Origin of the sequence: Burkholderia sp. BCC0322 (assembly GCF_902833045.1) — a bacterium.
Classification (GTDB): domain Bacteria; phylum Pseudomonadota; class Gammaproteobacteria; order Burkholderiales; family Burkholderiaceae; genus Burkholderia.
On the sequence record NZ_CADFDU010000001.1, the window covers coordinates 61,935 to 74,448 of the forward strand.

General features: G+C 66.4%; 12 protein-coding genes. 7 read left to right on the plus strand and 5 right to left on the minus strand.

Going from position 1 to position 12,514, the window contains the following annotated elements; genetic code table 11:
• Positions 1 to 12: 12 nt before the first annotated feature.
• The 3 genes from HWX39_RS00295 (at position 13) to HWX39_RS00305 (ending at position 2,092) form a co-directional block, all read left to right on the plus strand.
• A complete protein-coding gene (locus tag HWX39_RS00295) occupies positions 13 to 573 on the plus strand; it encodes a PAAR domain-containing protein (RefSeq protein ID WP_175965045.1) in 561 nt (186 codons plus the stop codon).
• 63 nt (positions 574 to 636) lie between these two features.
• Complete coding sequence (locus HWX39_RS00300; RefSeq protein WP_175965046.1) at positions 637 to 1,323, plus strand: M35 family metallo-endopeptidase; 687 nt, start codon at positions 637 to 639, stop codon at positions 1,321 to 1,323.
• Positions 1,324 to 1,336: 13 nt separating this feature from the next.
• Positions 1,337 to 2,092 carry a hypothetical protein gene (locus tag HWX39_RS00305; RefSeq protein ID WP_175965047.1) on the plus strand — a complete coding sequence of 252 codons (756 nt, stop codon included), beginning with the start codon at positions 1,337 to 1,339 and terminating at the stop codon, positions 2,090 to 2,092.
• 94 nt (positions 2,093 to 2,186) lie between these two features.
• Here the strand turns inward: HWX39_RS00305 and HWX39_RS00310 are convergent, their stop codons facing one another.
• The 3 genes from HWX39_RS00310 to selD form a co-directional block, all read right to left on the minus strand.
• The gene (locus tag HWX39_RS00310; protein WP_175965048.1) at positions 2,187 to 3,254 is read right to left on the minus strand and encodes a purine nucleoside permease; all 1,068 of its coding nucleotides are present in this window, start codon (positions 3,252 to 3,254) and stop codon (positions 2,187 to 2,189) included.
• 247 nt (positions 3,255 to 3,501) lie between these two features.
• Positions 3,502 to 4,092, minus strand: a complete 591-nt coding sequence (locus tag HWX39_RS00315) for a LysE family transporter (protein ID WP_175965049.1) — start codon at positions 4,090 to 4,092, stop codon at positions 3,502 to 3,504.
• 72 nt (positions 4,093 to 4,164) lie between these two features.
• Positions 4,165 to 5,229 (minus strand): selenide, water dikinase SelD, encoded by a 1,065-nt coding sequence (gene selD, locus HWX39_RS00320; protein WP_175965050.1) that lies wholly within the window; start codon positions 5,227 to 5,229, stop codon positions 4,165 to 4,167.
• Between the two features lie 114 nt (positions 5,230 to 5,343).
• Here selD and HWX39_RS00325 point away from each other — a divergent pair, with 114 nt between their 5' ends.
• A complete protein-coding gene (locus HWX39_RS00325) occupies positions 5,344 to 6,180 on the plus strand; it encodes a DMT family transporter (RefSeq protein WP_175965051.1) in 837 nt (278 codons plus the stop codon).
• 34 nt (positions 6,181 to 6,214) lie between these two features.
• Here the strand turns inward: HWX39_RS00325 and HWX39_RS00330 are convergent, their stop codons facing one another.
• Entirely contained in the window at positions 6,215 to 7,318 is a 1,104-nt protein-coding gene (locus HWX39_RS00330; RefSeq protein WP_175965052.1) for a porin, read from the minus strand.
• Positions 7,319 to 7,666: 348 nt separating this feature from the next.
• Here HWX39_RS00330 and HWX39_RS00335 point away from each other — a divergent pair, with 348 nt between their 5' ends.
• From HWX39_RS00335 to HWX39_RS00345, 3 genes are read left to right on the plus strand one after another with little or no spacing between them, the layout of a single operon-like run.
• A complete protein-coding gene (locus tag HWX39_RS00335; RefSeq protein ID WP_175965053.1) occupies positions 7,667 to 8,566 on the plus strand; it encodes an N-formylglutamate amidohydrolase in 900 nt (299 codons plus the stop codon).
• On the plus strand, positions 8,563 to 9,336 hold the full coding sequence (locus HWX39_RS00340; protein WP_175965054.1) for an IclR family transcriptional regulator: 774 nt from the start codon (positions 8,563 to 8,565) through the stop codon (positions 9,334 to 9,336). Before HWX39_RS00335 ends, HWX39_RS00340 begins: the two co-directional genes overlap by 4 nt.
• A gap of 29 nt (positions 9,337 to 9,365) precedes the next feature.
• Positions 9,366 to 10,856 carry a YfcC family protein gene (locus HWX39_RS00345; RefSeq protein WP_175965055.1) on the plus strand — a complete coding sequence of 497 codons (1,491 nt, stop codon included), beginning with the start codon at positions 9,366 to 9,368 and terminating at the stop codon, positions 10,854 to 10,856.
• 120 nt (positions 10,857 to 10,976) lie between these two features.
• Here the strand turns inward: HWX39_RS00345 and HWX39_RS00350 are convergent, their stop codons facing one another.
• Complete coding sequence (locus HWX39_RS00350) at positions 10,977 to 12,488, minus strand: PLP-dependent aminotransferase family protein (protein ID WP_175965056.1); 1,512 nt, start codon at positions 12,486 to 12,488, stop codon at positions 10,977 to 10,979.
• Positions 12,489 to 12,514: the final 26 nt, after the last annotated feature.

Genomic DNA, 12,514 nt, shown 5'->3' on the forward strand with positions numbered 1-12,514 from the left:
TGGAGAGCTTGTATGACTGCGTCATCCCAAAGCGGCGAACGGAACGTCCGAACATACCGGCCGGCCGTTCGAGACGGTGATCGGACGACGACTCGTGGCCGCGTCGTTGCCCACTCTTCCACGATATTCGACCACGGCAAGCATGTCGCGCTCAACGGAGATCGCGCGACATGCGGCAACTGCGAGGGAAGCTTCAGCATTTTCGGGACTGGCAAAGGATTGTTCGGGAACGGACGGGATGCCGTCGTCGACGGCGACCTGGTGATGTGCCCATGCGGAAGCAACCGTGTCATGGCCGGGCAGGATTCAAGCATTTTTCTTGCACACGGCCTCGGCTCCAGTCATCTGTCCACTGCCTCCCAGGCAGTTTCCTCCACCGGCGAGGTCTACGACGAACAGTTTCAATTGATCGACCAGATCACCGGGCGCCCGTTAGCAAACGTCCGCTATCGCATTACTTCGGACACAAACCCTCACTCAACCATCCAGGGCACGACCGACGACGCCGGGCTGACGCGACGCGTTATCACCTTTGGCTACGGAAAGCTGCATCTGGACATCCAGACAGGTTGAATCTCTTGCGCCCGGGCATGCACCGCCACACGCCACATCACCCCGCCTACATCAGGAAAACCGATGCCGCCTAGAAATTCCGATCCCGCGAACGACGAGGAATGGATCCGAGTCGCAACCGTACCGACCAATACGAAAACCGATTCCCGCGCCCCCATCTCGCTATCACTCGACGGACCGCCAATTTGTCCGAACATGACGGATTCAGCGTTCAGGAAGCGGATGCTTGAATTGCGAGACGATGCGGTTGCGATCACCCGGCAGCGCCATTTGGAAATGACGCGATGGTGGCCGTCCACGGAAGCACGCGTGATCGAATGGTTCGGCTCATCACATGTTGATGTTCGACGCAGGCTGGCGTCGGGACTCGACGCGCTTGCCAGCGTGATGGCCGGCCTCGGCCCGGAAAACTTCGTTCGCACCGGCTCCGATGCCGACCGCGCGACAGGATGCCTTCCGAACATGAAGCATCTTGACGCCGAGGTTGCGCATGTTTGCCGTCCGGACACCGCGACTCATACCATTGCCATCAATCTCCCGTTCTGCTCGCTACCCGAGCGATCGGCCGGCAATCTCTCCTCGCAGCAACTGACCATCGTTCACGAATGCGCCCATTTTGCTGACACGTTCGGCGCGGGCGACCATCCAGGGGCATACGGCCGCACTGCCTGTGCCCAGTTCGCGAGACATTATCCGGACATGGCGATCAGCAACGCAGACAACATCGCCTGGTTCATTCTGGCGCGTTAGATCGGAGCGACTCATGCGATATGCCATTGCCACACTGACTGCCGTCCTGTCACTCCCGATACAAGCCGATGCATGCAAGATCATGTTGACCGACAGCATGCAGTTACCGGTGAATTCGGTGGAAATCGGCAACAGCGACAGACTCTCCGTCGTCAGACACTACCTGACCGCCAAGGAGTGGACGCGCGAGGGCACCTCAGTATCGATTGAGGCGACAGCCTACGATTGGGAAAAACAACCGGTTCACCTCGCACGACAACGCGGCGTACAGATGAAATCATTCCTCGTGCAACTCGGCATGGTGCCCGACGACATCCATGTCGGCGAGCGAATCGTGTCGCGCCGGAACGGCAAGCTCGATCCCGACGACGCAAAGCAGCTTTGGGTCCAGTTCGTTCCCAAGTGCCCGCCCGCAGGGTGCCAGAGCCTCTGCAATTCGCCTGGCACACAGGGCGTCGCCAGTTATGCAGTGACACCCGAGACACCCGGCCCCCCGCCCGGCTCGAACCGCTTTACATGCGATGACGACAGGGAACCCGCGCAGGCACGTTTCGTGACGTCCGAGCACTGGACCGCTCGAACACGGAACCAAACGTTGTTTTTACTGGATGGCGACAAGAAGCCGCTGGCACGCATCTGCTATCGGATCAGCACCAGTGCAACGCAATACATCGGAATGACGGATGAGCGCGGTCAAACTGCAACCATGCAGCTATTAGGGCCTGAATATACGCGAATCGAACTCAAGCTCGCCCGGCCCACACGGTGATTTCCTGCGTCCGGTCGCTCCGGGCGACACAGCGTCACCCGGAGTTCTGCCACGCGCGGACGATTGAGCTGTTCCCACGCGTCGCTCGGTCAACTTACCGGCGCGGCACCCCGTCGCGCCATTCGCCCCAGTGCGTCACGATGTCCTGAACAAGCGGATTGCCCGCGCGATACAGGTTTTCGGTCGCCGGGGCGAAGCCGCCCTGGTCCGCGTAGTTGAGCAGGTTGTCGGCACTCGTCTGCCCCGCATACGGCCGGTCGAAATCCGATCCGGTACGCAGCACCGCGACGCGCGACAGGTCGACCCGCTTCACGCTCGCCGCGCGCTTGAGCGCTTCATACGTCGCGTTGTCTTCCTGCGCGGTCATGCAGTACGTCCCCTTGCCGTCGGTCAGGATCTTCGTCCACTGGCGCGCGCGTTCGCCGATCAGCGTGCCCGAGAACCACGTGTTGCCCGATGACGTGTCGCACTGAATCACCGTCGGCGGCCGGTTCGCCGGCGCGTAGTTGAACTTCGCGCGTGCGGCCTGCGCCTGCGCGCTGTCGGCGAGCACGACGTTGCGCGACAGCGCGACCGCGGCGTCGGTCAGTTGCGGATTCAACTGGAACACTTCGGTGCGATAGTCGAGCGGCGGCTTGTCGTTCGGGCTCTTCGTGTTGATGCCGAGGAAGCCGGTATTCCAGCCGGCCGGAATCTCGCGTGCATCGAGTTCCCACTGCAGGCTGAAATCGACGAGGTACTTCGACCACGCGGCCGAACCGACCGTGCCTTGCGCGGGGTCGACGCCCGCGATGCCGGAGATCAGGAAGTACGTGCGGCGCAGATCGAAACGCTGCGAGAACGTGAGCGCCATGATCGTCGCCGACGCGTTCGCATAGCCCATGCCGGTCGTGACCACGCACACGTCCTGCTTGTTGCAATGCACGTTCGGGTAGTCGGGCGACAGACCGGGCACGGCAATGTCGCGCCACGGGCCAAGCCGGTCGAGCCAGGCCTGGCCCTCCGGACCGAACATCGTGATGATCATGACCTTGACCGGGCGGCCCTGTGCACCGGTCTCGGACAATGCGTTGTTGCCCTGGTTGTCCTGCGCGATCGACGGCGCGGTTGCGCAGGCTGCGAGCGAGAATGCGGCAGCGGAAAGAATGGAGCGAGTCAGCATCGGCGTTCCTTGTTTCGAGGATGTTGGGTGAGAACGGCTCTCGGAGACTGCGCGACGGAGTATAGAACGCGCGTGCCCGATGCGGAACCCGACTACGAAACGGCGCCGGTGCGCCGGTGCGGGTGGGGTGTGCGCGGAAATCGTGGCGGACATGCTCTCCGCGCGACGACATACCATCAGGAATACTATCCGGTTGATCGACACCGGCACGCCAATCGCACCTGCATGCACATCGCCCGGCGAACCGCTACAACCGCGCCAGCCCCGCCACCCCGTAACCCAGCACGACCAGCGCCGCGACCACATGGCTCACCGCAAGGAGCCCCGACGATTTCACGATGCGGCCGATCACGCTGCCGCCGAATGCGAACACGAGTTGCCCCGCGAGACTGCCCGCAAACACGCACGCGGCACCGAGCAGCCAGTGCCGATGCGCACCGGCGGAAGCCGTCGCATAGCCATAGAACAACAGGATCGTGAGCGGGTTCGCCAGCGTGACGAAGAACATCGATGCGAACGGCCGGCTGCCCGGCTGTCGCGCGTCGCCATCGAGCGTGCGGCGACGATCTCGCAGCGCCTGCCACAGCATTCGTGCCCCCATCGCGAGCAGCACGAGCGCACCGGCCAGACGAAACAGCGACAGATGCGCGGCGAGCGTGCTCGCAAGCATCGCGCCAAGCGTGAACGCGACGACCGCATAGCAGCCGTCGGCCGTCGCGACACCCACCGCCGCGCGCACGCCGCTCGCGGTGCCGGCGCGCATCCCGTAGTTCGCGATCATCAGCGCAACGGGCCCGACCGACAGCGCGATCATCAGCCCGAACAGGAAGTCGTTCATCGGTCGTCGATGTCTCCGATGGAAGGCATCGATTCCGGCGACCGCAAAATGATCCGGCGTGGCGCTTCGGCGTCAGGCGACATCGACGCGTGCCGGCCCGTCCACCATCTCGCCGATCACGCCCGCGCGGTCGAAGCCGTCGGCACGGAAGCACGCGAGCACGTCGTCGACGGCCTCGGGCGCGCACGCGACCAGCAAGCCGCCCGAAGTCTGCGGATCGGTCAGCAGCGCCTGCGCGACGGGCGGCAGCGTCGCGGCCAGTCGCACGTCCGCGCCGTACGCGGCCCAGTTGCGACCCGACGCGCCGGTGAACACGCCGTCCGCGACGAACGCCTCGACGCCCGCGAGCCACGGCAGCGACGCATAGTGCACGCGCGCGGTGAGGTGCGCGCCGCGCGCCAGTTCGAGCGTATGGCCGAGCAGCCCGAAGCCCGTGACGTCGGTCAGCGCATGCACGCCCGGCAGCGCGGCGAGCTCGGCGCCCGGCCGGTTCAGCTTGGTGGTCGTCGCGACCATCTGCGCATAACCCGCGGCATCGAGCTGGTTCTTTTTCAGCGCGGCCGACAGCACGCCGACGCCGAGCGGCTTGCCGAGCACCAGCACGTCGCCCGCGCGCGCCGCCGCATTGCGCTTCACGCGCGACGGATGCACGACGCCGATCGCCGCGAGCCCGTAGATCGGCTCGACCGAATCGATCGAATGGCCGCCGGCAACCGGAATGCCGGCGTCCGCGCACACCGATTCGCCGCCGCGCAGCACGGCCGCGATCGTCTCGTGCGGCAGCACGTTGATCGGCATGCCGACCAACGCGAGCGCGAGGATCGGCTTGCCGCCCATCGCATAGACATCGGACAGCGCGTTGGTCGCGGCGATGCGGCCGAAGTCGAAAGGATCGTCGACGATCGGCATGAAGAAGTCGGTGGTCGCGACGATCGCCTGCTCGTCGTTGAGGCGGTAGACGGCCGCGTCATCGGACGTCTCGGTGCCGACCAGCAGATCCGGGAACAGCGCGGGCGGCGTCGTGCGCTTCAGCAGCTCGGACAGCACGCCCGGTGCAATCTTGCAGCCGCAGCCGCCGCCATGCGACAGGCTCGTGAGGCGCGGAACGGCAGGCTGGGCTTGAGTGGCTTCGGTCATTGTCGGCATCCGGTGAATAACAGCACTCCATTATCGACAATTCCATGCGAGCGCGCCCGATACCCACATAATGACGGCGCCCCTCCGCTCCCGCCCCTGTCCGCACCTTCGTTCATGGACCACCTCTTCATCGGCCTCGTGCTGTGCTCCGCATTGCTGCACGCCATCTGGAACGCCTTCCTCCACGTCAGCGAAGACCGGCTCGTCCAGCTCGGCACGATGTCCCTGCCGTATTTCGCGTTCGGCTTCGCCGGCGCGGCCCTGCTGCCCGCACCGGCGCGCGCCGCATGGCCGTATATCGCCGGGTCGGCCGCGCTCGAGGTTGCGTACTGCTTCACGCTGGCGCGCGCCTACCGCAGCGGCGAGTTCGGGCAGATCTACCCGATTGCGCGCGGGATCTCGCCGCTGCTCGTGTCGATGCTCGCGCTCGTATTCCTCCACGAACAGCCAACGCCGTTCGGCTTCGCAGGTATCGCGCTCGTGTCGTTCGGCATCATGTCGCTCGCACTGCGGCGCGGCTTCCGGTTCTCCGGCGAAGGCGTGCCGTTTGCGCTGCTCACGGGCGTGTTCATCGCCGCGTATTCGATCTGCGACGGCATCGGCTCGCGCGTGTCCGGCAGCGCGCTCGGCTACATCGCGTGGGTGTACGTACTGTGGAGCGTGCCGCAGTTCGTGCTGGTCTGCGCCGTGCGAGGCGGCCCGCGCGCGGTGCTCGGCTCGCGCACCGCACTCGCGCAGGGCGCGATCGCCGGCACGCTCTCGCTCGCGGCGTACGGCATCGTGATCCTCGCGTACCGATACTTGCCGGTCGGGACGGTGTCGGCGCTGCGCGAAACAAGTTCGATCTTTGCGGTCGCGATCGGCTGGGTCGTGATGCGCGAGCGGCCCGGCGCGCAGCGGCTCGCCGCGTGCGCGCTGGTGGTCGCCGGCGCGGCGCTGATCCGGTTGTAAGCGGAAAGCGCCGCGCCCGCGGCCTGCCGCCGCGTCAGAACTTGTGGCGGATCCCCGTCACCGCGACGACCTGCGTGCGTGTGCTCGACGGATTCGAGATCCCTTCGATCGCGGCCACCGTGTTCGACGACGCACGCTGGTAGAACGCGTTCACGTAGATATCGGTGCGCTTCGACAGGAAATATTGCGCACCGACGCTCGTCTGCAGGTAGTGCGAGCTCGGCTTCGGCCCCTGCGACGCAAGCACCTGCGTATAGGTTTCGCCGAGCGCGAACTGCAGCGCGGGCGTCATCAGGTAGCGCACGCTGCCCTCGTAGTTGTTGAAGCGCATGGCGCCGCCCGTCTGCAGGTTGAACAGCGAGCTCGTGTACAGCAGCCCGAACGTCGCGGCCCCCCACGCATACGCGCCACCCGCGCCCCAGATCTGCTGGCGCGTCACGCCCTTGATGAACGTGTAGTAGTTGTCGGATGCCGCCGCGCCGGTGGTGTCGAGCGCCGGATGATCGACGCGCACGTAGGCCGCGCCGAGTTGCAGCGGCCCGTTCTCGTAGCTCGTGCCGATACTCCACACGCGGTTTTGCGCGAACGACGTCGAATTCGAGAAGCCGTACAGGCCGACCGCACGCAGCCCGTACCAGGTGGGCGTCTGGTACTGCACCGAGTTGTTGGTGCGGAACGTGTTGTTCAGGTCGTCGGTGTCGAACGGATGCAGCGCGTACTGCGTGAGCGCGGTGGTCGCGCCGATCTGCAGCGGCTCCAGCACTTCCTGCGCCGCGTTGTACTGGCGGCCCATCGTCAGCGTGCCCCAGCGGTCGTTCTCCAGCCCGACGTATGCCCGGCGACCGAACAGCCGGCCGCCCTGGCTCGCGGCGCCGCTCTCGATGTTGAAGCCGTTCTCGAGCCGGAACACCGCGCGCGTGCCGCCGCCGAGCTCCTCCTTGCCGAGCAGCCCGAAGCGCGTGCCCTGCTCGTTGCCGCCGGTCGCCTGCCACGCGGCGTGGCCGTTCTGGTTGTTCGTGTACGTGATCCCCGAATCGACCACGCCGTACAGCGTCACGCTCGACTGTGCGTGCGCGTGCATCGCACCGGCCGCCGTTGCGATACCCGCCAGCGCAACCATCATCCCTTTTCGCTTCATCTCCGACCCCTTTATCGGTTGAATATGGGGAGCGATTTATTTCGCTCGAAACGTGTTTTATTGAATAAAACATCGTCTTATTTATTGTTGAATTTGCTGATTTGAAGCGTCAAGTGACGTCAAAAATCGTACGCGCGGGTCAAATTCACCTGAATCGCAAGGTGTTTCGAGGAATGAAACAAGCCCAATAATCATGGGCATGACAGGCCGATCATGGCGCGCAATCCCGGTATCGCAAAAAGCCCTTGACCGCGATTTTCAGCCGTTGTGAAATATTGATACGCTGTTTTAATGATTAAAACATTTGCACGAGACGCCTCGAGAAACTAGGTAAAGAACCTGATCCCCATGCTGACGTTTAATTGCAACAACGCGACTGCCGGCGCATCGCCTGCCTATTTCGTCGCGACGCCGACGGTGCCGGCGCTGCCGATCGTCGTCGACTCGCCGCACAGCGGCATCGCGTATCCGCCGGACTTCGCCACCGTCGCACCCGACGACGCGATCCGCACGACGTGGGACGCGTACATCGACGAACTGTGGGCCGGCGCCCCTGCGCGCGGCGGCACGCTGCTCGGCGCGACGTTTCCGCGCGCGTACATCGATCCGAACCGTGCGGAAACCGATATCGACGCGACGCTGCTCGCCGAGCCGTGGCCCGAGCCGCTGTCGCCACAGCCGTACACGCAGCGCGGGATGGGGTTGATCCGGCGCGACGCGCTGCCCGGCGTGCCGCTGTACGACCGCAAGCTGTCGCTCGCGGAGGTACGCCACCGGATCGACGCGTACTACCTGCCGTACCGCCGCGCGCTCGCCGGCATCGCCGAGCCGCTGCATGCGGCGCACGGCGCGCTGTGGCACATCGACTGCCATTCGATGAAGTCGCGCGGCAACGCGATGAACGTCGACGCGGGTGCGTTGCGGCCGGACGTCGTCGTCAGCGACCGGCGCGGCACGACCGCCGATCCGGCGTTCACCGAGTGGACCGCGCAGTGGTTCGCCGGCGCCGGCTATCGCGTGCAGGTCAACGACCCGTATCAGGGCGGCGACCTGCTGACCGCACTCGCCGATCCCGCACGGCAGCGCCACGGCATCCAGATCGAATTCAACCGCGCGCTGTACATGGACGAGGCCGCATTCGCGAAACATGCAGGCTTCGCCACGCTGAAGCGCTCGGTCGACGCGTACCTCGACGCGCTCGCCGAGTACGTCCGCGCGCGCATCGCACCGCAGGGAGACTCCGCATGACGACCTACATCGTCGACGCCGTCGACAGTGCGCTGAAGCTGCTGACCTACGTGGCCGAGCATCCGAACCTCGGCGTGACCGAGCTCGCGTCGCAACTCGGCATCAACAAGTCGCGCACGTACCGGATGCTGTGCACGCTTGAACTGCATCGCTTCGTCGTGCAGGACCCGCGCACGTCCACCTATGCGCTCGGCCCGCAGGCGTTCGTGATCGGCGTGGCCGCGTCGCAGCAGAACGCGCTCGTGCGCGCCGCGCACCGGCACATGCTCGCGCTCAACCAGGCGATCAACGAGACCATTGTTCTGCGCGTACGCGAAGGGCTCGAATCGGTGTGCGTCGCGCGTTGCGAAACGACACACGCGGTACGCACCGTCGGCGCGGTCGGCAATCGCCGGCCGATCCATTTCGGCGCATCGGGCAAGGTGCTGCTCGCGTTCGCGCCCGACGCGGTGCGCGACGAATATCTCGCGCAACTGCGCAGGAACGGGCAAGCCGACGACCCGGCGAAGCTCGCCGGCGAACTCGACGCGGTCGCGCGCAAGGGCTACGCGGTGAGCAGCGGCGAAGTGACGCCCGGCGCGGTCGGGATCGCCGTGCCGGTGCGCGACCTGACGGGCGCGACGGTTGCGTCGGTCAGCGTGACGGGGCCCGAGGTGCGCGTGAGCCACGCCGACATACCCGACTATCTCGAACGCCTGCAGGCGTGCAGCCTCGCCATTTCCGCCGAACTCGGCTACGTCCCGGCGCGCGCCGCGCTGCAACCGGCCTGACGGCCCGCTTCTTCTTCGACGAGGATCCGATGTCCGCCTCTTCCCCGAACCCGGCCGGCGCGCACGGCGCCGACACCCCCGCACTCGCGGCTGACGATCCGACGGCGCCCGCCGGTCACGCGCCGCATCCGCACGGCAAGATGCTGCATCCCGTCGTGATGATGCTGTGGGTGCTCGCCGCGGCGATTGCGCTCACGTGGGTCGTCGACTCCGGCCAGTTCGCGCGCGACGGCCGGCTCGTCGTGCCGGGCACCTATCACGTGGTGCCAAAGACCACCGCCCTCACGACGCTCGTCGCCCCGGCCGTCAGTCACAGCACGTCCGCTCAAGCGCTGCCGGCAAGCCTCGTCTCGGCGTTCGTCGCGGTGCCGCAAGGGCTGCTGAAGAACGCGCCGTTGATCGTGATGGTGATGTTCGTCGGCGGGATGTTCGGGGTGATGCGCCGCACCGGCGTGGTCGACGCGGGCATCGACCGGCTGCTGCAGCTCACCGGCAACAACGCATACCTGCTGACACCGATGCTGATGATCCTGATCGGGCTCGGCAGTACGCTGCTCGGCTTCATCTCCGAGTACCTCGTGATCATTCCGATGGTGGTCGTGATCGCGCGGCGCCTCGGTCTCTCGGACCTGTTCGCGGTCGCCCTCGTCGCGCTCGCCGCGAAGATCGGCTATATCGCGTCGGTCACGAACCCGCTCGCGCTGGCCGTCGCGCAGCCGCTCGTCGGCGTGCCGCTGTTCAGCGGCGTCGCGCTGCGCGCGGTCGTATTCGTCGTATTCCTGACGATCGGCATCCTGTACCTGCTGCGCTACGTGCGCAGCACCGGCTATCGGGCCGGGCAGACCGCCGCGGGCCATGCCGCGCACGCGGCCGCGAAGCTGTCGCTGCGCCACAAGGCAACACTGGTCGTGTTCGCCGCCGCCGTCGCGATGCTGATCTACGGCACGCGCGAGCTGAAGTGGGGCAACGTCGAGCTGGCGGCGTTCTACACGGCCGTGAGCATCGCGACGGCCATCATCGGTGGGCTCGATTCGCGCAGCGCGGCCGACGCGTTCGTCGACGGGATGAAGAACATGATGCTCGCCGCGCTGCTGATGGGGCTCGCCGCTTCCGTCGAGCTGCTGCTGCAGAACAGCCTCGTGCTCGACACGCTGATCAACTTCTTCACGCGGCTCGCGGACGGGCAGTCGCCGGTGTGGGTCGCGAACGGGCTGATGGGCGTGCAGATGGTGCTCGACGTGTTCATTCCGTCGGTGTCCGGCAAGGCCGCGGTCAGCATGCCGATCATCGGGCCGATCGCGCAGCTCTCCGGCGTGAGCGGCCAGACGTCGGTGCTCGCGTTCGTGCTCGGCGGCGGATTGACGAACCTCGTCACGCCGACGTCCGGAATGCTGCTCGCGTATCTGGCCACGGCGCGCGTCGATTTCGGCGCGTGGATCCGCTTCGTGCTGCCGCTGTTCCTGACGCTGCTCGCGCTGTCGTGCGTCGTGCTGACGTTCGCGGTGTGGATCGGGTATTGAGATTCGCGGCAGGTAGCGCAGGACGCGCATGCTCTCCCGGCCGTCCAGCGAGCATGACACCGTCCGGCCTCGATGGCGGCGGCGACCATCGCCACGCAATGCCGCAACCGCGGGCGCCGTTCAGGCCACCTCGACCGCCTTGCCAAACGCCCGCTCGTCGATCGCCTCGGCGAGCGTCGCGAACGCGGTCGCGATCTCGTCCTCCGGCACGCACGCATAGCCGAGCAGCAACCCCGACGCCGCACGTTCGCGGTCCGCGTAATACCCCGACAACGGCCGCACGACGATATTGCGTTCGAGCGCGGCCTGCGCGACCGCGCGATCGTCGACGCCTTCCGGCAACTGCGTGACCAGATGCAGCCCCGCATCGCTGCCGAGCGCGTGCAGCGTGTCGCCGTAGCGTTGCGCGACCGCGTCGAGCAGCACCTCGCGGCGCTGCCCGTACAGCGTGCGCATCTTGCGGATATGCGACACGAAGTGCCCTTCCGCGATGAATTCGGCCAGCACCGCCTGCTGCAGCAGTTGCCCTTCGCGATACAGTTCGGCGCTCGCGGTCGCGAAACTTTCCGCGAGCGGCTCGGGCGCGACCAGGTAACCGACCCGCAGCCCCGGGAACAGCGTCTTGCCGAAACTGCCCACATAGATCACCTGCCCGGCGGTATCGAGCCCCTGCAGCGACGCGAGCGGCCGGCTGCCGTAGCGGAATTCGCTGTCGTAGTCGTCCTCGATGATCCAGCAGCCGTGCTGGCGCGCGTATTCGAGCAGCATCCGCCGCCGCGCGAGACTCATCACCATCCCGAGCGGATACTGGTGCGACGGCGTGACGAGCATCAGCTTCGGCGGCTCGGCGAGATCGGCGGCGCTCGGCGCGATCCCTTCGTCGTCGACCGGGATCGGCCGCGTCGTCAGCCCCGACACGTTCAGCACGCTGCGCACGCCCCAGTAGCACGGATCCTCGGTCCAGATCACGTCGCCGGGATCGGTCAGCAGCCGCACCGCCAGGTCGATCGACTGGTGGATGCCGGTCGTGATCACGATCTGCTCGGGCGTGCAGCGCACCGAGCGCGACGTGCGCAGGTAGTCGGCCAGCGCCTCGCGCAGCAGCGCGAGGCCGCCGCCCGGCGCGTAGGTCAGCAGGTCGGGGCGCAGCCGCCGCCAGTATTTGTTGTGCAGCCGCGTCCACACACGCGCCGGAAATCGCGACACGTCGGGCACGCCCGGCATGAACGCGCCGCCCTGCCGTTTCGACACGCCGGCCCCTTCGACGAGCCGCGTGCCGCGCGCGGACAGCCGCCGCACGGACGGCTGCACGAACGCCGGGCGAGCAGTGGCCGCGTCGGGCGGCGCGCCGACGATCTCGTCCGGCGCGCTGTCGGCGACGAACGTGCCGCGGCCGGTCGCCGAGTTCACGTAGCCTTCGAGGGAAAGCTGTTCGTAAACCTGCGTGACCGTGTTGCGCGCGATCCCGAGCTCGGCGGCCAGCAGCCGCGACGACGGCACGCGCGTGCCGGCCGGCAGTTCGCGCGACAGGATCGCCTGCTGCAGCAGCCGGTGAAGCTGCCGGTAGATCGGCTGCTCGCCGCCGCGCACGAGGCGCTGCGCGAGCCAGTCCGACAACACGCTCGCGCGCATGATTGGCTCCTGAATATTTATTGAAA

Coding starts and splice junctions, on each gene's coding strand:
- HWX39_RS00295 (WP_175965045.1), top strand. CDS start 13: ATGACTGCGTCATCCCAAAGCGGCGAACGGAACGTCCGAACATACCGG.
- HWX39_RS00300 (WP_175965046.1), top strand. CDS start 637: ATGCCGCCTAGAAATTCCGATCCCGCGAACGACGAGGAATGGATCCGA.
- HWX39_RS00305 (WP_175965047.1), top strand. CDS start 1,337: ATGCGATATGCCATTGCCACACTGACTGCCGTCCTGTCACTCCCGATA.
- HWX39_RS00310 (WP_175965048.1), bottom strand. CDS start 3,254: ATGCTGACTCGCTCCATTCTTTCCGCTGCCGCATTCTCGCTCGCAGCC.
- HWX39_RS00315 (WP_175965049.1), bottom strand. CDS start 4,092: ATGAACGACTTCCTGTTCGGGCTGATGATCGCGCTGTCGGTCGGGCCC.
- selD (WP_175965050.1), bottom strand. CDS start 5,229: ATGACCGAAGCCACTCAAGCCCAGCCTGCCGTTCCGCGCCTCACGAGC.
- HWX39_RS00325 (WP_175965051.1), top strand. CDS start 5,344: ATGGACCACCTCTTCATCGGCCTCGTGCTGTGCTCCGCATTGCTGCAC.
- HWX39_RS00330 (WP_175965052.1), bottom strand. CDS start 7,318: ATGAAGCGAAAAGGGATGATGGTTGCGCTGGCGGGTATCGCAACGGCG.
- HWX39_RS00335 (WP_175965053.1), top strand. CDS start 7,667: ATGCTGACGTTTAATTGCAACAACGCGACTGCCGGCGCATCGCCTGCC.
- HWX39_RS00340 (WP_175965054.1), top strand. CDS start 8,563: ATGACGACCTACATCGTCGACGCCGTCGACAGTGCGCTGAAGCTGCTG.
- HWX39_RS00345 (WP_175965055.1), top strand. CDS start 9,366: ATGTCCGCCTCTTCCCCGAACCCGGCCGGCGCGCACGGCGCCGACACC.
- HWX39_RS00350 (WP_175965056.1), bottom strand. CDS start 12,488: ATGCGCGCGAGCGTGTTGTCGGACTGGCTCGCGCAGCGCCTCGTGCGC.